Source organism: Streptomyces sp. NPDC029041 (assembly GCF_040637515.1).
Taxonomy (GTDB): Bacteria; Actinomycetota; Actinomycetes; order Streptomycetales; family Streptomycetaceae; genus Streptomyces.
The window spans coordinates 80,538-103,728 of the sequence record NZ_JBEZWO010000004.1; the positions used below are offsets into that span (position 1 = coordinate 80,538).

General features: G+C 70.4%; 19 protein-coding genes and 1 tRNA gene. 1 reads left to right on the plus strand and 19 read right to left on the minus strand.

Annotated features, from left to right (window positions below; all coding sequences use genetic code 11):
* Positions 1 to 215: 215 nt before the first annotated feature.
* The 16 genes from AB0F04_RS10690 to AB0F04_RS10765 form a co-directional block, all read right to left on the minus strand.
* Positions 216 to 1,562, minus strand: coding sequence for an MraY family glycosyltransferase (locus AB0F04_RS10690; protein WP_362039935.1), 1,347 nt, complete (start codon positions 1,560 to 1,562; stop codon positions 216 to 218).
* A gap of 129 nt (positions 1,563 to 1,691) precedes the next feature.
* Positions 1,692 to 2,930: a serine hydroxymethyltransferase gene (gene glyA, locus AB0F04_RS10695; protein ID WP_362039937.1), complete on the minus strand. Its 1,239-nt coding sequence runs from the start codon at positions 2,928 to 2,930 to the stop codon at positions 1,692 to 1,694.
* A 68-nt stretch (positions 2,931 to 2,998) separates the two neighbouring features.
* The gene (locus tag AB0F04_RS10700) at positions 2,999 to 3,679 is read right to left on the minus strand and encodes a low molecular weight phosphatase family protein (protein ID WP_053670592.1); all 681 of its coding nucleotides are present in this window, start codon (positions 3,677 to 3,679) and stop codon (positions 2,999 to 3,001) included.
* Positions 3,676 to 4,323 (minus strand): L-threonylcarbamoyladenylate synthase, encoded by a 648-nt coding sequence (locus tag AB0F04_RS10705; protein WP_221756787.1) that lies wholly within the window; start codon positions 4,321 to 4,323, stop codon positions 3,676 to 3,678. The genes AB0F04_RS10700 and AB0F04_RS10705 overlap by 4 nt, the downstream gene beginning before the upstream one ends.
* 88 nt (positions 4,324 to 4,411) lie before the next feature.
* On the minus strand, positions 4,412 to 5,251 hold the full coding sequence (gene prmC / locus AB0F04_RS10710; RefSeq protein ID WP_362040787.1) for a peptide chain release factor N(5)-glutamine methyltransferase: 840 nt from the start codon (positions 5,249 to 5,251) through the stop codon (positions 4,412 to 4,414).
* A 95-nt stretch (positions 5,252 to 5,346) separates the two neighbouring features.
* Entirely contained in the window at positions 5,347 to 6,423 is a 1,077-nt protein-coding gene (gene prfA, locus AB0F04_RS10715) for a peptide chain release factor 1 (protein WP_362039940.1), read from the minus strand.
* A gap of 106 nt (positions 6,424 to 6,529) precedes the next feature.
* Positions 6,530 to 6,751, minus strand: a complete 222-nt coding sequence (gene rpmE / locus AB0F04_RS10720; protein ID WP_003992975.1) for a 50S ribosomal protein L31 — start codon at positions 6,749 to 6,751, stop codon at positions 6,530 to 6,532.
* Between the two features lie 171 nt (positions 6,752 to 6,922).
* Positions 6,923 to 8,059, minus strand: a complete 1,137-nt coding sequence (locus AB0F04_RS10725) for an LCP family protein (RefSeq protein ID WP_362039941.1) — start codon at positions 8,057 to 8,059, stop codon at positions 6,923 to 6,925.
* A gap of 207 nt (positions 8,060 to 8,266) precedes the next feature.
* Complete coding sequence (locus AB0F04_RS10730) at positions 8,267 to 10,060, minus strand: trypsin-like serine protease (RefSeq protein ID WP_362040790.1); 1,794 nt, start codon at positions 10,058 to 10,060, stop codon at positions 8,267 to 8,269.
* A 153-nt stretch (positions 10,061 to 10,213) separates the two neighbouring features.
* Complete coding sequence (gene rho, locus AB0F04_RS10735) at positions 10,214 to 12,292, minus strand: transcription termination factor Rho (RefSeq protein WP_362039944.1); 2,079 nt, start codon at positions 12,290 to 12,292, stop codon at positions 10,214 to 10,216.
* Between the two features lie 403 nt (positions 12,293 to 12,695).
* Positions 12,696 to 13,625, minus strand: a complete 930-nt coding sequence (thrB, locus tag AB0F04_RS10740) for a homoserine kinase (protein WP_362039946.1) — start codon at positions 13,623 to 13,625, stop codon at positions 12,696 to 12,698.
* Positions 13,626 to 13,965: 340 nt separating this feature from the next.
* Positions 13,966 to 15,024 carry a threonine synthase gene (gene thrC, locus AB0F04_RS10745; protein ID WP_053670600.1) on the minus strand — a complete coding sequence of 353 codons (1,059 nt, stop codon included), beginning with the start codon at positions 15,022 to 15,024 and terminating at the stop codon, positions 13,966 to 13,968.
* Positions 15,025 to 15,030: 6 nt separating this feature from the next.
* Positions 15,031 to 16,323, minus strand: coding sequence for a homoserine dehydrogenase (locus tag AB0F04_RS10750; RefSeq protein ID WP_362039948.1), 1,293 nt, complete (start codon positions 16,321 to 16,323; stop codon positions 15,031 to 15,033).
* A 165-nt stretch (positions 16,324 to 16,488) separates the two neighbouring features.
* Positions 16,489 to 17,880: a diaminopimelate decarboxylase gene (lysA, locus tag AB0F04_RS10755; RefSeq protein ID WP_362039950.1), complete on the minus strand. Its 1,392-nt coding sequence runs from the start codon at positions 17,878 to 17,880 to the stop codon at positions 16,489 to 16,491.
* A gap of 16 nt (positions 17,881 to 17,896) precedes the next feature.
* A complete protein-coding gene (gene nrtL / locus AB0F04_RS10760) occupies positions 17,897 to 18,973 on the minus strand; it encodes an ArgS-related anticodon-binding protein NrtL (RefSeq protein ID WP_362039953.1) in 1,077 nt (358 codons plus the stop codon).
* A 335-nt stretch (positions 18,974 to 19,308) separates the two neighbouring features.
* Positions 19,309 to 19,875 carry a response regulator gene (locus AB0F04_RS10765; protein WP_362039955.1) on the minus strand — a complete coding sequence of 189 codons (567 nt, stop codon included), beginning with the start codon at positions 19,873 to 19,875 and terminating at the stop codon, positions 19,309 to 19,311.
* A 115-nt stretch (positions 19,876 to 19,990) separates the two neighbouring features.
* On the opposite strand from AB0F04_RS10765, the gene AB0F04_RS10770 reads away from it, so the two are divergent.
* A tRNA-Arg gene (locus tag AB0F04_RS10770) sits at positions 19,991 to 20,062 on the plus strand.
* 233 nt (positions 20,063 to 20,295) lie between these two features.
* Here the strand turns inward: AB0F04_RS10770 and AB0F04_RS10775 are convergent.
* From AB0F04_RS10775 to AB0F04_RS10785, 3 genes are read right to left on the minus strand one after another with little or no spacing between them, the layout of a single operon-like run.
* Positions 20,296 to 21,702 (minus strand): tyrosine-type recombinase/integrase, encoded by a 1,407-nt coding sequence (locus tag AB0F04_RS10775; RefSeq protein ID WP_362039957.1) that lies wholly within the window; start codon positions 21,700 to 21,702, stop codon positions 20,296 to 20,298.
* Positions 21,699 to 21,893 carry a helix-turn-helix domain-containing protein gene (locus AB0F04_RS10780; RefSeq protein ID WP_033314625.1) on the minus strand — a complete coding sequence of 65 codons (195 nt, stop codon included), beginning with the start codon at positions 21,891 to 21,893 and terminating at the stop codon, positions 21,699 to 21,701. The genes AB0F04_RS10775 and AB0F04_RS10780 overlap by 4 nt, the downstream gene beginning before the upstream one ends.
* Positions 21,869 to 23,167: a replication initiator gene (locus AB0F04_RS10785; RefSeq protein WP_362040792.1), complete on the minus strand. Its 1,299-nt coding sequence runs from the start codon at positions 23,165 to 23,167 to the stop codon at positions 21,869 to 21,871. The genes AB0F04_RS10780 and AB0F04_RS10785 overlap by 25 nt, the downstream gene beginning before the upstream one ends.
* Positions 23,168 to 23,191 lie beyond the last annotated feature (24 nt).

The window sequence follows — 23,191 nt, forward strand, 5'->3', positions numbered from 1 at the left end:
TGGACCGTCGCACTGCGGTCCTTCGGCTCTATCCGGGGGGTTCTCGTGAACCGTATCACAAACTATTTGATGCAGTCTTTACCTGAAGGTGTGCGGACTCTCACACATGAGAGTGAATCTGCGCGTCTGAGCGGGAACAGCGCCGAGATGTCTGGTATTGGGCGCTTCGCACCCCCATCGCCACCCCACGACTTGGCAATGCTCTCGTCAGATTCTTACCTTGTCCCCGCCTTGCGCCGGTCGGCCAGGCGCGAACGAGGGCCCAGGGCCGTCGCCCCGTTGACACCGGCGACCCCGGAGACCACGGGCGTGCGGCTCTCGGTCCCGGCCGGGCTGTGCGCGTCAGCGGCGGACGCCGGCGTCGAGGCCTCGGGTGAGAGGGCCGCGACCGATCCGCTCCGCCGGTAGCGCGGCGGCACGAAACGCTCCATCCAGCGCGGGGCGCGGGGCGTGAAGCGCGGCAGCAGAAGCAGGATCAGACCGATCGCGCTCAGGAACACCACACCGAGCACGATCCACATGGACGCCGAGTTGACCGAGTAGGCGAGAGCCCCGAAGGCGATCAGCGCCGACCAGAAGTACATGATCAGCACCGCGCGGCTGTGCGAGTGGCCGATCTCCAGCAGCCGGTGGTGCAGGTGGCCGCGGTCGGCGGCGAACGGGGACTGGCCCTTCCACGTGCGGCGCACGATCGCAAGCACCAGGTCGGCGAGCGGGATCGCGATGATCGTCAGCGGCAGGAGGATCGGCATGTACACCGGCACCATCGTGTGGACCGCGCTGCGCACGGAGCCCGCGCTGAACGTGATGCGGTCCGGGTCCACCTGACCGGTGATCGACACCGCGCCGGCGGCGAGGACGAGCCCGATGAGCATGGAGCCCGTATCGCCCATGAAGATACGGGCCGGATGCATGTTGTGCGGGAGGAACCCCACGCACATGCCGATGAGCAGGGCCGCGAACAGCGTCGCGGGCGCGGCGGCCTCGATGCCGTAGCCGTACCAGAGCCGGTACGCGTACAGGAAGAACGCGCCCGCCGCGACGCACACCATCCCAGCGGCCAGACCGTCGAGCCCGTCGACGAAGTTGACCGCGTTGATGGTGATCACGACGAGCGCCACCGTGAGGAGGTTGCCCTGCCACGGGGTGAGCGACACAGAGCCCACGCCCGGGATGGGCAGCCAGAGGATGGTCAAGCCCTGCATCACCATCACGCCGGCCGCGATCATCTGCCCGCCGAGTTTGATCAGTGCGTCCACCCCGAACTTGTCGTCGAGCACGCCCAACAGCCAGATGAGGGCCGCCCCGCTCAGCAGCGCCCGTGGTTCGTTGGAGTTGTCGAAGACTGCACTGAGGTTGGTGAGGTGGTTGGCGACGAGGAGTCCCGCGCACAGGCCGAAGAACATCGCAATCCCGCCGAGCCGCGGGGTGGGTTCCCGGTGCACGTCACGCGCCCGCACCTCCGGAACCGCTCCGGCCACGATCGCGAACTTGCGTACCGGCCCTGTCATCAGATACGTAACCGCGGCCGTGACGCAGAGCGTCAGCAGGTATTCACGCACGGGCTTCCCCACAGGTCTCGCTGGCCATCTCAGCCCCACACCCTAGCGATGCGCGCATATGGGTGGGGACTTCCGGGTAGCGACGATGGTTGCACGAGTGGATGTGCACCCCGATGCGCTTACCCCGACTCACGCCGGATACGGCGGAAATCCACCGGCCAGCTCCCGCACTTCTCCACGGGCTCTTGAGGGATCCGTCACGCCCCGCAGCACCCCGGCGATCAGTCCGGCGATCCGGACCATCTCCGCCTCGCCCATCCCCTGAGTGGTGATCGCGGCCGTGCCGAGCCGGAGACCCCGGGCGTCCCCGTGCGGCAGCGCGCAGCAGTCCATGACCAGGCCGGCCGCGGCGAGACGGCCCCTGGCGGTGCGTCCGTCGACGCCGAGCTGCGCCGGGTCCGCGGTGATCAGGTGGGTGTCCGTGCCACCGGTGGTGACGACCAGGCCCTCGGCGGCCAGCCGGGCCGCCAGAACCCGCGCGTTCGCCACCACCTGATGGGCGTACGCGGCGAACGCCGGTGTCGCCGCCTCCCCGAAGGCGACCGCCTTGGCGGCGATGGTGTGCATCTGCGCACCGCCCTGTGTGAAAGGGAACACCGCCCGGTCCACCCGCTCGGCCAGCTCCGCCCGGCACAGGATCACACCGCCGCGCGGGCCCCGCAGCACCTTGTGGGTGGTCCCGCAGACGATGTCCGCGTACGGCACCGGGTTCGGGGCCGCTCCCCCGGCGACCAGCCCGAGGGGGTGCGCGGCGTCCGCGATGAGGTACGCGCCCACCTCGTCGGCGACCTCGCGGAAGAACGCGTAGTCGAGATGGCGGGGATAGGCGATCGAGCCGCACACGATCGCCTTGGGCCGGCGCGTGCGGGCCAGGGTGCGCACCTGCTCGTGGTCGATGAGCCCGGACTCGGCCTCGACGCCGTAACCGACGAAGTCGAACCAGCGGCCCGAGAAGTTGGCGGGCGAACCGTGGGTGAGATGGCCGCCGTGGGGCAGACCGAGCGCGAGGACGGTGTCGCCGGGGCGGAGCAGGGCGGCGTAGGCGGCGAGCACCGCCGAAGAGCCCGAGTGTGGCTGGACGTTGGCGTGGTCGGCGCCGAACAGCTCCCTGGCCCGCTCGACGGCGAGCCGTTCGGCGACGTCGACGACCTCGCAGCCGCCGTGGTGCCGTGCGCCCGGGTAGCCCTCGGCGTACTTGTTCGCCAGCGGTGACCCGAGGGCGGCCAGCACGGCCGGGGAACTGAAGTTCTCCGCGGCGATGAGCTGGAGCGTGGTCGACTGCCGCTCCGCCTCACCGAGCAGGACGTCGGCGAGCTCGGGGTCCTGGCGGCGCAGGACGTCGGCCTCGATGGCAGGGGTGACCGTCATGGTGGGCTCCGGGCGTCGACGGTGACGTACGACCAATGTAGGCCCGGGGCCTGCGGAGCGCTCGGCTGTTACGTCTTTGCGGGGACGCCGGTGAGGGCCGTGACGACCGGATCGAGCGCCTGGTGTATCTCGTCCCCGATGGACCGGAAGAACGTCAGCGGGGCGCCGTACGGGTCGTAGACCTCGTCCGCCTCGGCGGTCGGTGCCAGGAGCCACCCGCGTAGAGCGGCCGCGGCGCGGACCAGGGCACGCGCGCGGGTGACCACGCCCTCCTCCAGGGGCGGCAGCGTCGCCGGGTCGATGGCCTTGACCAGGCGGGTGAACTCCTTCAGCGTGAAGGTGCGCAGGCCCGCCGAGTGGCCCATGGAGATGACCTGCGCCCGGTGGTCCCTGGTGGCGGTCAGCACCAGGTCGGCGCGGATCACGTGCTCGTCGAGGAGCTCGCGCCCGGTGAAGCCGGAGGCGTCCGCGCCGAAGTCGGCCAGGACGGTCTCCGCGTGGGACTCCATGGGCGCGCCCTCGTGGCCCCAGGTGCCCGCGCTCTCCACGATCAGCCCGCCGCCCAGGATCCCGAGCCGCTCCCGCACCGCATGGCGGGTCAGCCGCTCGGTGATGGGCGAGCGGCACACGTTGCCGGTGCTGACGTGGAGGATCCGGAAGCTGTCACGCGGAAGCCCCACGAACGTCGTCGTGATCTCCGCCGCGCTTTCCCCGTTGCCTATGCCACGCCCCGGCCCAGGGGCCGTCAATTCGCCACCTCGAGGTCGGGTACGACCTTTCGCAGCTCGTCCGCCGAGATGGCACCCGCGCGCAGCAGCAGCGGCACCTCACGGGTCACGTCGACGATCGACGAGGGCACGATGCCGGGGGTCGGGCCGCCGTCGAGGTAGACGGAGACGGAGTCGCCGAGCATCTGCTGCGCGGCGTCGCAGTCCTCCGGCGCCGGGTGGCCGGTCAGGTTGGCCGAGGAGACGGCCATGGGGCCGACCTCGGTCAGCAGTTCGATGGCGACCGGGTGCAGGGGCATGCGCACGGCGACCGTGCCACGGGTGTCCCCCAGGTCCCACTGCAGGGACGGCTGGTGGCGGGCGACGAGCGTCAGAGCGCCCGGCCAGAAGGCGTCGACCAGTTCCCAGGCCAGCTCGGAGAAGTCCGTGACGAGCCCGTGCAGCGTGTTCGGGGACCCGATGAGGACAGGCGTGGGCATGTTGCGGCCCCGGCCCTTCGCGTCGAGCAGGTCGGCGACCGCCTCCGAGGAGAACGCGTCGGCGCCGATGCCGTACACCGTGTCCGTCGGCAGCACCACGAGCTCGCCACGGCGGACGGCGGACGCTGCCTCGCGCAGACCGGTCACACGGTCGGTCGCGTCGTTGGTGTCGTATCGCCGTGCCATCTTTAACTGGCCTCCTCGTACACGTGCTGCTGGGATGAAGTCCACGAAGTCCACGAAGCCCGCGCAGACCGCGGGGTGCCCGGTGTGCTCACGGCAGGGCCTTGCGGGCCGTGGCGAAACGCGGGCGGTTGTTCAGGTCCGGGTGGTCGGCCGCGTCGGTCCAGCCGCGGTCCTCGGCGAAGATCCACGGCACCTGGCCGCCCTGGGTGTCGGCGTGCTCGACCACGACCACACCGCCCGGCCGCAGCAGCCGGTGCGCGGTGCGCTCCAGGCCGCGGATCAGGTCGAGGCCGTCCTCGCCGGAGAAGAGGGCCATGTCGGGGTCGTGGTCCCGTGCCTCGGGGGCGACGTACTCCCACTCGGTGAGCGGGATGTACGGCGGGTTGGTGATGACCAGGTCGACCTGGCCGTCCAGGTCCGGGAAGGCGGTGAGCGCGTTGCCCTGGCGCAGGTCGACCCTGGACCCCTCGACGTTCTTCCGGGTCCACTTGAGGGCGTCCTCGGACAGCTCCACGGCGTGCACGCGCGAGCGCGGCACCTCCTGGGCGAGGGCGAGCGCGATGGCGCCGGAGCCGGTGCACAGGTCGACGATGCACGGCTCGACGACGTCCATGGCCCGTACGGCGTCTATGGCCCAGCCGACCACGGACTCCGTCTCGGGCCGCGGCACGAACACCCCGGGGCCGACCTGGAGTTCCAGGTAGCGGAAGTAGGCACGCCCGGTGATGTGCTGAAGCGGTTCGCGGGCCTCGCGGCGGGCGATGACCTCCCAGTAGCGGGCGTCGAAGTCGGAGTCCCCGACCAGGTGCAGCTCGCCGCGCTTGACGCCGTGCACGAACGCGGCGAGTTCCTCCGCGTCGGTACGCGGCGAGGGCACGCCGGCGTCGGCGAGCCGCTGGGTGGCCTGGGCCACCTCCGCGAGCAGCACGCTGCGGGGGCTTGGGGGCCGCCCCCCAAATGACTGCTGCACGCAAGTCCTCCGTAGTACTCGTACGCGTTCACTCGTACGTGCTCGTGCCTGCCTTACGCGGCCGCCAGCTTCGCCGCGGAGTCCGCGTCGAGGCAGGCCTGGATCACCGCGTCGAGGTCGCCGTCCAGGACCTGGTCCAGGTTGTACGCCTTGAAGCCGACGCGGTGGTCCGAGATGCGGTTCTCCGGGAAGTTGTACGTGCGGATCTTCTCGGAGCGGTCGACCGTGCGGACCTGGCTGCGGCGGGCGTCGGCGGCCTCCCGCTCCGCCTCCTCCTGCGCCGCTGCGAGCAGCCTGGAGCGCAGGATACGCAGTGCCTGCTCCTTGTTCTGCAGCTGGCTCTTCTCGTTCTGGCAGGAGGCGACGACTCCGGTCGGGATGTGCGTGATGCGCACGGCGGAGTCGGTGGTGTTGACGGACTGTCCGCCGGGCCCGGAGGACCGGTAGACGTCGATGCGGAGGTCGTTGGGGTTGATCTCGACGTCGACCTCCTCGGCCTCGGGCGTGACGAGCACGCCGGCCGCGGAGGTGTGGATCCGGCCCTGGGACTCCGTCGCGGGCACACGCTGCACGCGGTGCACGCCGCCCTCGTACTTCAGGCGCGCCCAGACGCCCTGGCCGGGCTCGGTGGCGCCCTGGCCGCCCTTGGTCTTCACGGCGACCTGGACGTCCTTGTAGCCGCCCAGCTCGGACTCGGTGGCGTCGATGATCTCGGTCTTCCACCCGACGCGCTCGGCGTAGCGCAGGTACATGCGCAGCAGGTCGCCGGCGAACAGCGCCGACTCGTCGCCGCCCGCGCCCGCCTTGATCTCCAGGATGACGTCCTTGTCGTCGCTGGGGTCACGCGGGACGAGCAGGAGGCGCAGCTTCTCCGTGAGCTCCTCGCGCGCCTTCTCCAGCTCCTTGACCTCGGCGGCGAACTCCGGGTCGTCGGCGCCCAGTTCGCGCGCGGTCTCGATGTCGTCGCCCGTCTGCGTCCAGGAGCGGTACGTGGCGACGATGGGGGTGAGCTCGGCGTAACGCTTGTTCAGCTTGCGCGCGTTGGCCTGGTCGGAGTGGACCGACGGGTCGGCGAGCTTCTTCTCCAGGTCGGCGTGCTCGGCGACGAGTTCCTCGACGGCCTCGAACATCTTGGGGCTCCTGTGCGGGACGGGGGTGAAGGGCGGGCGACCAAAAACGCCGGTCCCGGAGCGCCCGGTGAGGGGGCGCGTCCGTGGACCGGCGATTCGGAGCTCGCTACTTCTTGGAGCCGGCGGCCTTGCCGAAGCGGGCCTCGAAGCGGGCCACACGGCCACCGGTGTCGAGGATCTTCTGCTTGCCCGTGTAGAACGGGTGGCACTCGGAGCAGACATCGGCACGGATGGTGCCGGACTCGATGGTGCTACGGGTGGTGAACGACGCGCCACAGGTGCAGCTGACCTGCGTCTCGACGTACTCGGGGTGGATGTCGCGCTTCAAGGTGTCTCCTAGGTTCGGGAGGGCGCCGGGTCGCCACCGCGGGGTGCGGGAGCGTGAACCGGAGCCGACGTACCAGTCTGCCAGGACTGGGGCCTACTCCCAAAACCGGGGGTTGTCGTCGTTTGTTCCCTGCGGGCCGGTGCCGCTTGCTCGCGCAGTTTCCCGCGCCCCTTACGGGGCGCTCACGACACCCTTGGCCTCACCTGTCGCCGATCCGGACGTCGCCGACTTCGGGATCGGCTTGTCCTGCTCCAGGGCCTTCCAGATCTCGTCGGCCTTCTTCTTCCGGAGGAGGACGCGGTTGGGGTCGGCCGGGTCGTAGGCCACCGGCATCGTGACCATGTGCATGTGGGACGGGCTGATGCCCTGGAGGCCGCTCGCGAAGGAGGCGAGCTTGTTGACCGAGCCGAGGTCGGAGTCGGTCGTCACCGTGTTGGTCGCGGTCTCCGCGAGGTCGAGCAGCTTCTTCGGGTTCGAGAAGACGCCGACGTCCTTGATCTGGTGGACCAGGGCCTTGATGAAGGCCTGCTGGAGCTGGATGCGGCCGAGGTCGGAGCCGTCGCCGACGCCGTGCCGGGTGCGGACCAGGCCCAGGGCCTGCTTGCCGTCGAGCGTGTGGGTGCCCGCCTTCAGCTTCAGATGGCTGTCGGGGTCGTCGATGCTCTTGGTCGTGGTGATCTCGACGCCGCCGAGGTCGTCGATGAGCTTCTGGAAGCCGGCGAAGTCGACCTCCAGGTAGTGGTCCATGCGCAGGTCGGTGATCGACTCGACGGTCTTCACGGCGCAGGCGGCTCCGCCGGTGGAGTAAGCGGAGTTGAACATCACGCTCTGGGCGGCGGGGTGCTCGGCGCCCTTGGTGTCCGTGCACGACGGGCGGTCGATCAGGGTGTCGCGCGGGATGGAGACGACGCTGGCCTTCTTGTGACCCTTGTAGATGTGCACGATCATCGCCGTGTCGGAGCGGGCGCTGCCGTCGTCGGTGCCGCCGCCGAGCTTCTTGTTGCCCCCGGCGCGGGTGTCGGAGCCGAGGACGAGGATGTTCTCGGATCCGTTGTCGGCCTTCTTGGGGCGGTCCGTGCCGAGAGCCTGGTCGATGTCGACGCTCTTGAGGTTGCCGTTGAGCTTGAAGTACAGGTAACCGGCTCCGGCGCCACCCAGCACCACGATGCCGGCGGTGGTCCAGGCCGTGATCAGCAGGCCCTTGCGGCGTCTCGGGGGCTTGCGTCGCCGGCCCTTGCCGCGGTGACGCGCTCCGTCGATGCCGTTACTTCCCGGTATGCCCGGATCCGGCGTGCTCTCGGCAGACATGTACTCCTCAGCTCTTCTACGGTCGCTTACCCCCTGCGGTCAGTGCCAGGCGTGGCCGAAAAGGACCCTTCCTCGCACTATCGTCGCCCCACCTGGTCAGACGGGGAAACTCGGGAAAGGGTTGCACAACGGACTGTGCCCACCGCGTAGGACGGTGGGCACAGTGCGTGTTCGGCACGGCGGGACGTACCCCGCTCACCTGCGATGTCAGCCGAAGATGTCGTACTGCTTGAAATCGGTGCCGACGGACTTCCGTGTGGCGAAGATCTCGCTGGTCCCCTTGCCGGTGCCCGCGTACAGGTAGAGCGTGCCGCCGGGGGTGCGGGCCAGGAAGTCGGCCTTGCCGTCGCCGGTGACGTCGCCGGGCGCGTCGAAGGCGTTGTAGCCGTCCCACGTGCGCACCTTGACCCGGGCCGAGAACGCGCCCGAGCCGGCCTTGCCGGTGCCCTTGTACAGGTAGATGTAGCTGCCGGACTTGCTGCGGGCGATCAGGTCGGTCTTGCCGTCCCCGTTGAAGTCGCCCTTACCGCGCACGGAGTTGTACTGGTTCCAGCCGGAGCCCACCTTCACGCGGGGCGCGAAGGTGCCGTTGCCCTTGCCCGGGTAGATCCACATCACGCCCGCGGAGTCGACGGAGAGCATGTCGGGCAGGTAGTCGCCGGTGACGTCACCAGGGGTGATGATCCGGGTGCGGGTCTTCCAGTTGTCGGCGATCTGCTTGGTGCTCCAGGTGCCGCTGGAGATGACGTAGTGCGCCCAGAAGACGTCGCCGGTGGAGCTGACCCGGTAGACCAGGTCCTGGTAGCCGTCCCGGTCGAGGTCGGTCTGCAGGACGACGTTGACGCCGTCCCAGTTGCCCCAGGACTCGCGAGCGGCGAAGGACGTGCCGTTGGAGTTCTTGGAGTAGCCGGTCCTGGTGGAGGCGTTGCGCACCCACAGGTCGGCCTTGTGGTCACCGTTGATGTTGGTGTCGTCCAGGCGCGGGTAGGCGGCGCCCACGTAGGTGCTGACCTTGCTGAAGACGCTGTAGGCGCCCTTCGCGACGCAGTCGGTCACGCCCCAGGACACGACACCGACGATCCGGTTGTTGACGACCAGGGGGCCGCCGGAGTCGCCGTTGCAGGCGGAGACGGTGCCGGTGTCACTGCCGGTGGCGGGATTGCCCGCGCAGACCATGTGGCCCTTGACGAAGTCCGCGCCGTACGCGCCGGAGCACGTCGTGTCGGACTGCATGGGCAGCGTGGCCGTCTTCAGCGTCTCGGAGATGTCGTCGCTGGTGGAGCTGGTGCGGCCCCAGCCGTAGACCTTGGCGCTGGTGCCGGCCTTGTACGACGTGGTGTCGCCGGACGTCGTCATCCGGATCGGGGTGGCCTTGACCGGGACGGCCAGGGTCAGCACCGCGATGTCGTTGTCGATGGTGGTGGCGTTGTACGACGGGTGGTTCCACTGCCGCCAGACTGCCGTGGCGGTACCGCCGTGCAGGTCGGTGCCGTTGTCCGAGGGCAGCTGGGAGGTGCCGGTGACGACGGCGCCGTTGGCGTTCCAGTTGTAGCCCTTGACGCAGTGCGCGGCGGTGAGGATCTTCGTCGGCGCCACGACGGCGCCGCCGCAGAAGAAGCCGATGTCGTCGCTGGTGCTGGAGGTGCCCCGGTCGTCGAAGTAGAGGAGCTGCGCCATCCACGGCGCCGTGCTGATGGTGGTCTCGTTGCCACCGATGATCTTCGGGTCGATGCTGCTGGTGTTCGTGCCGGTGCTCGCGCTGAGCGAGGCCTTGCTCGTCTTGCCGGCGACGTCGTCACCGGCCATGGCGCCTGCGACGCGCTTCTCCAGCTCGGCGAGCGACGGCGAGCTCATGGCGGGCTTGACCGTCGGCTGCGGCAGCGGGGTCGCCGCGTCGGCGGACGTCGTCAGCAGCGCGCCGGCCACGGCGGCGGCGACACCGGCCGCGGCGACGGGCAGTGCTATGCGTATCCGGCGTCTGTGCCGACCGCCCCCGGGCATGGGTGTACCCACGAATGTCCCCCCTTGGGATCACAAGTTCGAAGAGAGCGTGATCCTACCCGCACCCGAACGACACAGAGGGCCGCCCCCCGTCCGGGGGTCGGCCCTCTTGCGCAGTCCTTACCTGAGGCGGCTCACCTCAGCCGAGTCACCTCAGTCGCCGTTGCCGGGCGTCGGGGTGGTCTTCTGGATCTGCATCAGGAACTCGACGTTCGACTTCGTCTGCTTCATCTTGTCGAGGAGCAGCTCGATGGCCTGCTGCTGGTCGAGGGCGTGCAGCACCCGGCGCAGCTTCCAGACGACCGCGAGCTCCTCGTTGCCGAGCAGGATCTCTTCCTTGCGGGTGCCGGACGCGTCGACGTCCACCGCCGGGAAGATGCGCTTGTCGGCGAGCTTGCGGTCGAGCTTGAGCTCCATGTTGCCGGTGCCCTTGAACTCCTCGAAGATCACCTCGTCCATGCGGGACCCGGTGTCCACCAGGGCGGTGGCGAGGATCGTCAGCGAGCCGCCGTCCTCGATGTTGCGGGCCGCACCGAAGAAGCGCTTCGGCGGGTACAGCGCCGTCGAGTCGACACCACCGGACAGGATGCGGCCGGAGGCGGGGGCGGCGAGGTTGTACGCACGGCCCAGACGGGTGATCGAGTCGAGCAGCACGACCACGTCGTGACCCAGCTCCACCAGACGCTTGGCGCGCTCGATGGCGAGCTCGGCGACCGTGGTGTGGTCCTCGGCGGGGCGGTCGAAGGTCGAGGAGATGACCTCGCCCTTCACCGACCGCTGCATGTCGGTGACCTCCTCCGGACGCTCGTCGACGAGGACGACCATCAGGTGGCACTCGGGGTTGTTGTGGGTGATCGCGTTGGCGATCGCCTGCATGATCATGGTCTTGCCGGTCTTCGGCGGGGCCACGATCAGACCGCGCTGGCCCTTACCGATCGGCGACACGAGGTCGATGATGCGGGTGGTCAGCACGCCCGGGTCCGTCTCCAGGCGGAGGCGGTCCTGCGGGTACAGCGGGGTGAGCTTGTTGAACTCCGGGCGGCCGCGGCCGTGTTCGGGCGCCATGCCGTTGACGGAGTCGAGGCGCACCAGCGCGTTGAACTTCTCGCGCCGCTCGCCTTCCTTGGGCTGCCGCACGGCACCGGTGATGTGGTCGCCCTTGCGCAGGCCGTTCTTGCGGACCTGGGCGAGGGAGACGTACACGTCGTTCGGGCCGGGCAGGTAGCCGGACGTGCGGATGAACGCGTAGTTGTCGAGGATGTCCAGGATGCCCGCGACCGGGATCAGGACGTCGTCCTCGGCGATCTGCGGCTCGGTGGCGATGTCGTCGCGGCCACGACGGCCACGGCGGTCGCGGTAGCGGCCGCGGCGGCCACGACGGCCGCCCTCGAAGTCGTCGTCATCCTGCTGCTGGCCCCGGTCCTGACGGCCGCCGCCCTGCTGGCTCTGCTGCTGGCCGCGCTGGCCGCCGCCCTGCTGGTCGTCGCCCTTGCCGCCGCGGCGGTCGCGGTCCCGGCCACCGCGGTCACCACGGTCGCCGCGGTCACGGCGGTCACGGCGACGGCCCTCGCCGCCGTCACCGGCGTCGGACTTGGCCTCGTTGTTCTGGGACTGCTGCTGCGACGGGGCCGGCGTCTCGGCCTTGGTGTCGCTCTTCGCCTCGGCGACGACGGTCTCCGTGGCGGCGGAGGCCGGGGCTCCGGCCTCGGCGGTGGCCCGGCGGCGACGGCGCTCGGGCGCCTCGTCTCCGCCGCGCTCGCCCGCGCTCGCGCGGGAACCGTCGCGGGAGGGGCCGCCGGCCGGCTGGCCGGGGATCTCGATCTGCTGCTGGGCCACGGCCTTGTCGGCCTTGTCCGCGGGGGCCTGGGAGGCCTCCTTCGCGTCCGCCTTCTTGTCCGCCTTCTCGGCGTTGTCGCCCGTACGGGTCCGCGAGGTGGCGCGGCGCTTGGGCTTGGTCTCGGCGGGGGCGTCGGCCTTCGCGGCCGGAGCGGCGCCGCCGGACGCCTGCGCCTCCTTGATGACCTCGATCAGCTGGCTCTTGCGCATCCGCGCGGTACCCCTGATACCGAGGCCGGAGGCGACCTGCTGCAGCTCGGCCAGCACCATGCCCTCGAGGCCGGTACCGCGGCGCCGCCGGGAGCCGGCACCGCTGGCAGGCGCGGAGGCGTCCGTGGCGGGCGCGGCAGCGGTCTCCTCGACACGTGCGCCCATCAGATCGGTGGTGTCGCTCACGAAGGGTCCTTCCCTGGAGCGGACGTCGGCCTGTCTGGCTCGGCGACCGTTTGTGCTGTCCGACTTCGGTTCGTGTGGTGTGAACCGTGCCGGGGCGGTGGTCCGCCTAAGCGGCGGAGGAATCTGGTGATGGCGCTTCCTTGAGTCGTGGCACCCAGTGTCAGTGTCACGCGGCGTGGTCGCACCGGTTCCGGAGCATGCCCTGCGCCCCGCTCAGTGTCCGCGTACGGCGTACGGTCCGACGTACGGAACACAGTGCGGCTTGGGGGGCTCCCGGAAGAATGTCTGTCCCGGACGGGGACACGAGGCACCTCGCCATGGTGGGGTCGGGTGCAGACTTGAGGTTAACACTACCGGATCCAACAAACATTCCCCCTCTCGAAATCCGGTAACCGAGCGCTTTTCAGATGTCACCGGAGGTCGCGAGCGGCAGCACGCTCGCGCCCTGCTGGTCGAGACGCAGCCGGTTCGCCGCCCACTCCGCCCCCGCCAGGGCCTCGACCTTGTCGGCCGTCTCCGCGTCGGCCAGCGCCATGACCGTCGGTCCGGCGCCGGAGATGACCGCGGGGATGCCGTCGCCCCGCAACCGCTCCACCAGCGCCGCGCTCTCGGGCATGGCGGGGGCGCGGTACTCCTGGTGCAGGCGGTCCTCGGTGGCCGGCAGCAGCAGTTCGGGGCGGCGCGTCAGGGCCTCGACGAGCAAGGCCGCCCGGCCGGCGTTGGCGGCGGCGTCGACGTGCGGAACGGTGCGCGGGAGCAGGCCGCGCGCCGTCTCCGTGAGTACCGGCTTTCCGGGGACGAAAACCACCGGAACGATGGAATCCGCGGGATCCATCCTGATCGCGCGCGCCGCGCCGCCTTCCATCCAGGACAGCGTGAAGCCGCCCAGCAGACACGCCGCGACGTTGTCGGGATGGCCCTCGATCTCGGTGGCGAGCTCCAGCAGCGCGGTGTCGTCGAGCTTGGCGTCGGCCCCTATGGTCACGGCGCGGGCGGCGACGATGCCCGCGCAGATGGCGGCCGACGAGGAACCGAGACCCCGGCCGTGCGGAATCCGGTTGGCGCAGACGATCTCCAGACCGCGCGGCTGTCCGCCGAGCAGGTCGAAGGCCGTGCGCAGAGAACGGACGAGCAGGTGCTTCTCGTCGCGCGGGAGCGTCTCGCTCCCCTCACCCGCGATGTCGATGTGCAGCCCGGAGTCGGCCACCCGGACGACCACGTCGTCGTACAAGCCCAGCGCGAGGCCGAGGGCGTCGAAGCCCGGGCCGAGGTTGGCGCTGGTGGCGGGGACGCGCACCCGGACGGCGGCGGCGCGGAACGCTGGACCGGCCATCGCTCGATGACTCTCCTTGAGCTGCGGTGATGGTCGAATGACGTGCAGTGGACATTCGATGGCGTACGAGAACCCCTCGGGCCGCTGCCGACCGGGACGGCCGGCCGCTGCCCGGCCGCGGAGACGGCACGGCACCATGCTCATGCGGAGGCATATGCGGCGGGCGGGTTCGGTACAGCCTATCGAAGGAAGGTTCTGTGGCGACACAGGGCGCACAGGAGGCGCACGATGCGTGTCGTAAGCCCCCTATGCACCCCCCGTAGGGAACTCCCCCGGGCAAGCGCCTTCTTGCGCCGGACCGTGTCGGGCCGTGCGCCGGCGCCCGGTGCGACGCCGCAGGTCAGGCCAGGCCGAGACGCTCCGCCGCGGCCGCCGAGTCGACGGGTACGGTGACCGGCTGCGGGGCGCCGGCGACGGCCCAGTCGGGGTCCTTCAGCCCGTTGCCGGTGACGGTGCACACGATCCGCTGCCCCGGGTCGACCTTGCCCTGCTCGGCGGCCTTCAGCAGACCGGCGACGGACGCGGCGGACGCCGGCTCGACGAAGACGCCCTCCTGGGACGCCAACAGCCGGTAGGCGCGCAGAATCTCACGGTCCGTCACCTCGTCGATGAACCCGCCCGACTCGTCCCGCGCGGCAAGCGCGTACTGCCAGGAGGCCGGGTTGCCGATGCGGATGGCCGTGGCGATGGTCGAGGGGTCCTTGACGACCTCGCCGCGCACGATCGGGGCACTGCCGGAGGCCTGGAAACCCCACATGCGCGGGGTCCGGGTCGCCACCTTGTCGGCGGCGTACTCCGTGTAGCCCTTCCAATAGGCCGTGATGTTGCCCGCGTTGCCGACCGGCAGGACGTGGATGTCGGGCGCGTCGCCGAGCATGTCCACGATCTCGAAGGCGGCGGTCTTCTGACCCTCGATACGCACCGGATTGACCGAGTTGACCAGCGCCACGGGGTAGTTGTCGCTCAAGCCGCGCGCGAGCGTGAGGCAGTCGTCGAAGTTGCCGTCGACCTGGAGGATCTTCGCGCCGTGCACCAGGGCCTGGCCCATCTTGCCGAGCGCGATCTTGCCGGTCGGCACGAGCACGGCGCACACCATCCCGGCCCGCACGGCGTAGGCGGCGGCGGAGGCCGACGTGTTGCCGGTGGAGGCGCAGATGACGGCCTTCGCGCCCTCTTCCTTGGCCCGGGTGATGGCCATGGTCATGCCGCGGTCCTTGAAGGACCCGGTCGGGTTCGCGCCTTCGACCTTGAGGTGGACCTCGCAGCCCGTGCGCTCGGAGAGCACCTGCGCGGGCACCAGGGGCGTACCGCCCTCACGGAGCGTCACGACCGGCGTGCTGTCGGATACCGGCAGCCTGTCCCGGTACTCCTCGATGATTCCGCGCCACTGGTGGGTCATTGCTGGTTACTCTCCTTCAACCCGCATGATGCTGGCGACACCACGCACGGTGTCGAGCTTGCGCAACGCCTCGACGGTCCCGGTGAGGGCGGCGTCGGACGCACGGTGCGTGACGACGACGAGGGAGGCCTCGCCGTCCTTCCCCGACTGGCGAACCGTATCGATCGAGACTCCGTGCTCGGCGAAGACGGTCGCGACCTGGGCGAGAACACCCGGTTTGTCAGCTACGTCGAGGCTGATGTGGTACCGCGTGACGACGTCGCCCATCGGGGACACCGGCAGCGCGGCGTAGGCGGACTCGCCCGGTCCGGTCGCGCCGCCGATCCGGTTGCGGCAGACGGCGACGAGGTCGCCGAGCACGGCGGAGGCGGTGGGGGAACCGCCCGCTCCGGGACCGTAGAACATGAGCTGCCCGGCGGCGTCGGACTCGACGAACACGGCGTTGTAGGCACCGCGGACGGAGGCCAGCGGGTGGCTCAGCGGGATCATGGCCGGGTGCACGCGCGCGGTGACCGACGCCCCGTCGCCGGCCCGCTCGCAGATGGCGAGCAGCTTGATGGTGCAGCCCATCTCCTTGGCGGAGGCGAAGTCGGCCGCGGTCACCTCGGTCATGCCCTCGCGGTGGACGTCGTCGAGACGCACGCGCGTGTGGAAGGCGATGCCGGCGAGGATCGCGGCCTTGGCGGCGGCGTCGAAGCCCTCGACGTCGGCGGTCGGGTCGGCCTCCGCGTACCCCAGGGCCGTGGCCTCGTCGAGGGCCTCCTGGTAGCCCGCGCCCGTCGAGTCCATCTTGTCGAGGATGAAGTTGGTGGTCCCGTTGACGATGCCCATCACCCGGTTGATCTTGTCGCCGGCGAGGGACTCGCGCAGCGGCCGGATCAGCGGGATGGCACCGGCGACGGCGGCCTCGTAGTAGAGGTCCCGGCCATGCTGCTCGGCGGCGGCGTGCAGGGCGGCGCCGTCCTGGGCGAGCAGCGCCTTGTTGGCGGAGACTACGGAGGCGCCGTGCTCGAAGGCGGTGGTGATGAGGGTCCGGGCGGGCTCGATGCCGCCGATGACCTCGACCACGACGTCGATGTCGCCGCGTTTGACGAGGGCGGTGGCGTCGGTGGTGACGAGCTCGGGGGCGATGCCCTCGCGCACCCGGTCGGGCCGCCGTACGGCCACGCCCGCGAGTTCCACCGGGGCCCCGATGCGGGCCGTGAGGTCGTCGGCGTGCGTCGTCATGATGCGCGCCACCTCTGAGCCGACCACTCCACAGCCCAGCAGCGCCACCTTCAGCGGACGCGTACGCATCATCCGACCTCGTTTCCTCTTTACCGTCTACGGTGGAACCAGTCTCACTCACCGGACGGGAGTTTCTGCCCCCGGTCCGGATCGTGAGATGTTTATTTCATTTTCGCGGAGGCGAAAGACAGGAGATCTTCCGCCGCCCGCTTGCTTCGGCTTTCGGCCTTCTGCCGTTCAGCCGACGTCGAGACGCAGCAGGTCCTCCTCGGTCTCGCGGCGGACGATCACCCGGGCCTCCCCACCCTCGACGGCGACGACCGGCGGGCGCAGCACGTGGTTGTAGTTGCTGGCCATGGAGCGGCAGTAGGCGCCGGTGGCCGGTACGGCGAGAAGGTCACCCGGTGCCACGTCGGACGGCAGGAACGCGTCCTTGACCACGATGTCCCCGCTCTCGCAGTGCTTGCCGACGACCCGGGCGAGCATCGGCTCGGCGTCGGAGGTGCGGGAGACCAGCGCGACGCTGTACTCGGCGTCGTACAGCGCCGTGCGGATGTTGTCCGACATGCCGCCGTCGACGGAGACGTAGGTCCGCAGCCCGTCGAGGGGCTTGATGGTGCCGACCTCGTAGAGCGTGAAGGCGGTCGGGCCGACGATGGCGCGCCCCGGCTCGACGGAGATCCGCGGCGTGCGCAGCTTCGCGGCCTCGCACTCGCGGGTGACGATCTCGGTCAGCGCCTTGGCGATCTCGTGCGGCTCGCGCGGGTCGTCGTCGCTCGTGTACGCGATCCCGAGCCCGCCGCCGAGATCGATCTCGGGCAGCTCGACACCGTGCTCGTCGCGGACGGCCTTCAGCAGCCCGACCACCCGGTGGGCGGCCACCTCGAACCCGGACATGTCGAAGATCTGCGACCCGATGTGGCTGTGGATGCCGACGAGCTCGAGCCCGTCGAGCTGCAGCGCCCGCCGTACGGCCTCGGCGGCCTGCCCCCCGGCCAGGGGGATGCCGAACTTCTGGTCCTCGTGGGCCGTGGCGATGAACTCGTGGGTGTGCGCCTCGACGCCGACGGTGATCCGGATGAGGACCTTCTGCCGCTTGCCGAGGCTCTGCGCGATGTGGGCGACGCGGACGATCTCCTGGAAGGAGTCGAGGACGATGTGCCCGACACCGGCCTCGACCGCACGGGTGATCTCGTCGACGGACTTGTTGTTGCCGTGGAAGGCGATGCGCTCGGCGGGCATACCGGCGGACAGGGCGGTGGCCAGCTCGCCGCCGGAGCAGACGTCGACGTTCAGCCCCTCCTCGTCCAGCCAGCGCACCACGGCGCGGGAGAGGAACGCCTTGCCGGCGTAGAAGACGTCGGCGTCGGCCCCGAAGGCGGTGCGCCAGGCACGCGCACGGGCCCGGAAGTCGGCCTCGTCCAGGACGTAGGCGGGGGTGCCGAACTCCTCGGCGAGCCGCGTGACGGGAATGCCGCCGACGGTCACGACCCCGTCGTCGTCACGCGTCACGGTCTGGGCCCACACCTTGGGATCCAGCGCGTTGAGGTCGGCGGGCGGGGCGGAGTAGTGCCCCTCGGGGAGGACATCCGCGTGACGGGGCCCGGCGGGGTGTGCGGAACGGCTCATGATCTGTTCGTGTCTCTCAGAGATGGTCGGGTGCGTCGATGCCGAGCAGGGACAGGCCGCCGGCCAGCACCGTCCCGGCGGCTTCGGCGAGCGCGAGCCGGGCACGGTGGGCGGCCGAGGGTTTCTCCTCACCGAGGGGCAGCACGGCGGGGAGCAGGGGCATCACGGCATCGGCGACGGCGATGAGATGCCGGGCCAGGCGGTCGGGGGTGTGCTGCGTGGCGGTGGCGGCGAGGACGCGGGGGTGGTCGCCGAGTACGGCGGTCAGCGCTTCCGCTGCGCTCACGGGACCCGGCTCGGGGTGGAAGCCGAGGTCGGAGGCGTTGCGCAGGAGGGCCCGGGTGCGGGCGTGGGCGTACCGGACGCGGAAGAGGGGGTTGCACTCCCGCTGGACGAGGTGGTCGCCGGGGATCTTAGGCCGGTCGTGGGCGGCGGGGTGCAGCAGGGCCCAGCGGGCGGCGTCCCGGCCGAGGGGCACGGGGTCGGCGGGGGCGGGAACGGGGTGGACGGTGACGGACCGGTCGGGGATGACATGCGTGACATGCGGCCCCGGGGTGATGACAGGGGAACCAGGGGTGGTGATGTCCGCCCCGAGGACGGACTTCCACTCCGGGACGGGCCGCCCGGTGCACGAGACGCGGACGACGTCCCCCTGGCTGCGCGCCAGACGGGCCACGACGTCCGTGACCACGACGGCACGCACCTCCGCCCGGCAGTGGATCTCGAGGGCGCTCCCGCTGAACCCGCTCGCCGTGTGCCCGTAGCGCCGCCCGCGCCGCAGGATCTCGTCGACGAGGTCGGCTGAGGCGGTGCTGTGCAGGCTGACGTTGAGGAAGCCGGGCCCGGTGACCACGACGTCGGCGAACCGCCGCTCGTCGAGGAGCCGCGCGCGCAGCACCTCGGCGACGTCACGCGGCGGCCGCCCTGCCGCGCGGGCCAGCTGGAGGGCGATGCTGGTGGCGTAGTCGCCACGGCCCCCGGGCCCGGGCGGAGCGACCACGGCCCGCTCCGGAACGGTCACGCTGAGCTCACCCTCGTCGACGGCGCGGCGCACGGCGTGCAGCACGGTGCGGGAGAGCTCTGCGGGGGTCACGGCACCAGCGTATGGGAGGAAGGGGGTGGGTATGCGAGCCGGTTTCCCGAGGGTCCGGGATGTGGACGCGGGCTGGTGTCTCGGGGTGGGGGCTGCTCGGGGGGGGCGGGGCCTGTCTTGGGGTGGGGGACGCCGGTCTGTGTCCGGGGTGGACGCTGTCGGCATGGAGCCGGGGGTCGCGCCGGTGGACGCTGCCAGCATGAGGGGGCCGGGGCCGGGGCCGGGGGCCGCGCCGGTGGACGCTGCCAGCATGAGGAGGCCGGGGCCGGGGGCCGCGTCGGTGGACGCTGCCCGGCGTTGCGGGAGCGGCAAAGCGGCGACGGTGCGACCCTCTCCTACGGCACGGCGGGAATATCCACTTCCTGCCCCTGCTCCCTCACCGGTTCCTTCACCGCCGGTTCCTTCGCTACTGGGCCGTTCCCTGGGGCACCACCGCCGTCGGTGTCGGGGCCACCGCCGCGCTGCCGACCCCCACCCCGGGCTCGCTCCATCAACTGGCGGACCACGAGGACCAGTTCGGCGGGCTCGAAGGGTTTGGCGAGGAAGGCGTCGACGCCCACTTCAAGCCCGGCCTCGACCTCGTGGTGGCTGCAGGCGCTGACGATGGCGAGGGGCGTGTCCCGGGTCCGCGGGTCGGCCCGGAGGCGAGCGGCGGTCCGCAGCCCGTCCAGCCGGGGCATGACGACATCGAGGGTCACGACATCGGGCCGCACCTGATGCACGACATCAAGACACTCGGCACCATCGGCCGCGGTCACGACCTCCAGCCCCTCAAGCTCGAGGTTGACCCTGATCAACTGCCGGATGACCTTGTTGTCGTCCACAACAAGCACCCGACCCGACGCGCCTGGCACAACTCGAGAGTAGGTCGACCCCGGCCATCGCGTCCCGGTTTTCCCCACTTCCACCCCGCACGAGCGACCCGGATCCCCCGCCCCGACAGCGGAAACCCGTTCATGACCACCCCGAGGGAGCTGGTAGTGTTCTACCCGTCGCCGCGAGCAACGCGACGAACACGCCCCCGTAGCTCAGGGGATAGAGCAACGGCCTCCGGAGCCGTGTGCGCAGGTTCGAATCCTGCCGGGGGCACCTTGTATGAGGTGTCCAAAGACCCCGCCATCAGCGCTTTCGCTGGGACGGGGTCTTCGTGTGTGTGCAGGCGTGTGCCGCTCGGAGCGGCTGTATGTCGGGGGCTGTGGACTATCCGTGGACTGGCCGCAGGCCAAGAATCCGCAGGTCAGCACCGGAAAACACGGAGGCCCCCGGACCGTAGTCCGGGGGCCCATCTTGCCGCAGGTGCGCGCGTCGAAGGTGTGTCGGGATCAGGTGTCGTTGCCGGGCTCGTCCTCCTGGCCGTCGTCCTCACCGAGGAGCTCGGCAATCCGGCGGTTGGCGACGTCCTGGCGACCGTCAAGGCACTTCGCGTACCGGCTCAGCAGCACTTCGACGCTGTTGCCCGCGCGCTCCGCGACCTCGGTGGGGTCGACGCCCGCGTTGAGCCAGGAGGAGAGCGCGGCGTGCCTCAGGTCGTACGGTCGAGCGGCCAGCGGCGAGGCAACCTGTTCCGGCGTGAGCGCCAGGTGCCTGGCCTCGTCCCAGACGCGCCAGTACGTAGTGGAGGCGACCACTCCCCCACGTTCGTTGGCGAACAGCCGCCCGTCCTTGGCGGTGCCGAACTCCTCGATGTGGGCGAGGAGCATGCGGACGAGGCGAGGTGGGATCGGGACGATGCGGGTTTCATTCGTGGGGCGATTCTTGAGGCCGCGGTTGTCGTGAACCTCCCCGGTCCCGGTCCAGCGCTTCCCGACGGTCGGGCGGGTCTTCTCCAGGATCAGCGAACCCCACCCGGTCTCCGGCAGCGTGCAGTCCGGACGACGCAGTGCCACAGCTTCCGCCGGCCGAAGCCCGCCGAAGTACATGCAGGCGAAGAGCGCGACCAGGCGCCGCCCACGGGCTCTGCGGTAGCCGCCGACGTAAGAGACTGCGGCCAGGAGTTCGCGTGCCTGCCGAGGGTTCACCACGACCCGGCGGTCGACTTCCTTGGTCACCTTCGGAGGCTTCCACTTCACGAGCGTGACCGGGTTCTCCGGAAGCTCCCCCAGTTCGACCGCATAGGCAAGGGCGTTGAAGAGGACCGCGCGCTTGCGCCGTACCGTCTCTGCGGCCGCTGGAGCGCCCGACAGCTTGAGCTTGAACGAGTCGAGAACGCGGCGGATGTCTGCCGGATTCTTGATCGTCGCCAATGGCAGCGAAGCCTTGGCCACCCAGCGAAGAGCGTTCGCGATGTCGACCGGCGGAGCTTCCTCGTCCGAGGCTTGGACGACGAAAGCCCAGCCCCGCAGCGCACGGCGCAAGACGTCGTCAGCAGGCCGCCCAGGCCGATCACCCAGCAGTTGAGTCGTGACGAGCGTCATCGTCTCGTTCAAGCTGTCGCGGGAGTTCGGAGCCGCGTGCGGCCACTTCATGGCGACGTACGCCTGTGCGAAGTCGTACCAGGTACGGGACGCTTTGACGGGTGCCATCGAGTCCGGCAGACCAGTGTCCGTATCGAAGGCCTCGCCCTTCTGCGCAGCCCGAAGAAGCTTGGCGCGGAAGTTGTCGGCGAGTGCCTTGGTCCGGAAGGTCTCGGAGAACGGCGGGGCGTCGGCAACCTTCCATCGCACGTCATAGGACGGCGTCTTGTAGGGCCGCTTGCGGATGCCCCACACCCTCACGTCATGCGACTTCACGCCGCCTCCGCGAGCCCGTGGAGCCAGGCGTCGAAGTCACTGCGCCAAACGCGGAGCTCACCATTCGGCAGCTTGATCGCTTCCGGAGCCTGCCCTAGCTCGCGCCAGCGGTAGAAGGTTCGGCGGGACACTCCGCCCAGCTCGGCGAGGATCTGCGGGACAGTCATCAGTTCGTCCCGTCGGCGGTCCATGTCGGTTCTCCTTCCGTTCCGGGGGCGGGTTCGAGAGATGCGGCCAGCCAGGCTTCGGTGTCCGAGAGGCCGGTACCGGCGAAGACCCAGTGCGCGAGGACGTACGTCGTCTCAGGTTCTGCGCCGCTGGGTGCTGCGGCTTGGGCACGGCGCCACTCGGCGCGGGCGTCGCGGAGGGCGCCGAGGGTGGTGGAGTAGCGGCGGGACTTGGTGGAGAAGTGGCCGCGGAATCCGAGCATGTGAGCCCAGGCGCGCAGGCGGAGGTGTTCGAGGTCCTTGCGTACGCCGAGGAACCAAGCGGTTCGGATAAGGCGCCGGGCGTGATCGCTGATGTCGAGTTGGGCGAGTTCGGCGGCAAACTTGAGCGGGCGGTCGAGAGCTCCTGTCGCAGTCTCGGCGCCCTTGGTGGCGTACTTGGCGATGTAGGCGGCGACAGCCCGTTCGGTCAGCTCCTGGCCGCCGTCGAAGTCGGCCGAGCGGATGGTGCGTACGTCGAGCTGGCGACCGAAGGTGAAGGTGTGGGCGCGGCCGTCGATAGTCGGGCCGTCCACGCGGACCTTGGCAGCGGCAGCACGGATGGCGTCCGTGAGCAGCTCGGCGGTTGCCCAAGCAGGGGGTGGAGTGTCGCCGCCGCTGGGGCCGTCGATGCGAATGACCGCGTGGAAGTGGACCGCGCCACGCTTCTGGTACTCCGCGACCTTGGCGAAGGACACGCGGGCGTGCTCGCGGAAGCGCCGCTGGGAGAGGCCGGCGCGCTTGGCGACCTCTCGGCGCAGGTAGGTCGAGAAGCGCCGCCAGAGAGGACCGGCGTGGGCGTTCCAGAGCACAGCGCTTTCGTAGTCGTAGGTGTTCGGGTCGAGCGCGGTGCCGAGCGCCTCGTCGTCCTGGTCGTGGTGGGTGCCGCAGCGGCAGGGGCGCCCGCTGGAGGGTCGGTTGTGGACCGGGCCGAAGCTCGGCGCGGTGAAGGTGGCGAACACGCGCGGGTGGACGGCGACGTGTTCGGGGATGCCCCTGCCGCCACGCAGCCCGGAGGTGATCAGGTGGAAGGTGTCGCGGCGGTAGACCTCTGCGCAGGCGGCGCAGCGGGTCGTGCGGCGGTTGTTGCAGCGGACGAGGAGCTGTCCGGCCGGGAGGCTGGTCGATTCGAGGCGGTGGAGGACGTTGCCGATCTCGCCGGTCGTGGTGTCGACGTCGTACTCGGTGCGGTGGCCGTCGAGGCGGATCGGGTTGGTGCAGCCGCCGAGTCCGGAGAGCTGGCGGAGGATACCCGGCAGTGTGCCCTGCGTGGCCAGGTTCGC

Bases quoted from the DNA above. Each gene is read 5' to 3' on its own strand.
- glyA (WP_362039937.1), bottom strand. From the start codon at position 2,930: ATGACGGTCACCCCTGCCATCGAGGCCGACGTCCTGCGCCGCCAGGAC.
- AB0F04_RS10705 (WP_221756787.1), bottom strand. From the start codon at position 4,323: ATGGCACGGCGATACGACACCAACGACGCGACCGACCGTGTGACCGGT.
- prfA (WP_362039940.1), bottom strand. From the start codon at position 6,423: ATGTTCGAGGCCGTCGAGGAACTCGTCGCCGAGCACGCCGACCTGGAG.
- AB0F04_RS10725 (WP_362039941.1), bottom strand. From the start codon at position 8,059: ATGTCTGCCGAGAGCACGCCGGATCCGGGCATACCGGGAAGTAACGGC.
- AB0F04_RS10730 (WP_362040790.1), bottom strand. From the start codon at position 10,060: ATGCCCGGGGGCGGTCGGCACAGACGCCGGATACGCATAGCACTGCCC.
- thrB (WP_362039946.1), bottom strand. From the start codon at position 13,625: ATGGCCGGTCCAGCGTTCCGCGCCGCCGCCGTCCGGGTGCGCGTCCCC.
- thrC (WP_053670600.1), bottom strand. From the start codon at position 15,024: ATGACCCACCAGTGGCGCGGAATCATCGAGGAGTACCGGGACAGGCTG.
- AB0F04_RS10750 (WP_362039948.1), bottom strand. From the start codon at position 16,323: ATGATGCGTACGCGTCCGCTGAAGGTGGCGCTGCTGGGCTGTGGAGTG.
- lysA (WP_362039950.1), bottom strand. From the start codon at position 17,880: ATGAGCCGTTCCGCACACCCCGCCGGGCCCCGTCACGCGGATGTCCTC.
- AB0F04_RS10780 (WP_033314625.1), bottom strand. From the start codon at position 21,893: ATGGACCGCCGACGGGACGAACTGATGACTGTCCCGCAGATCCTCGCC.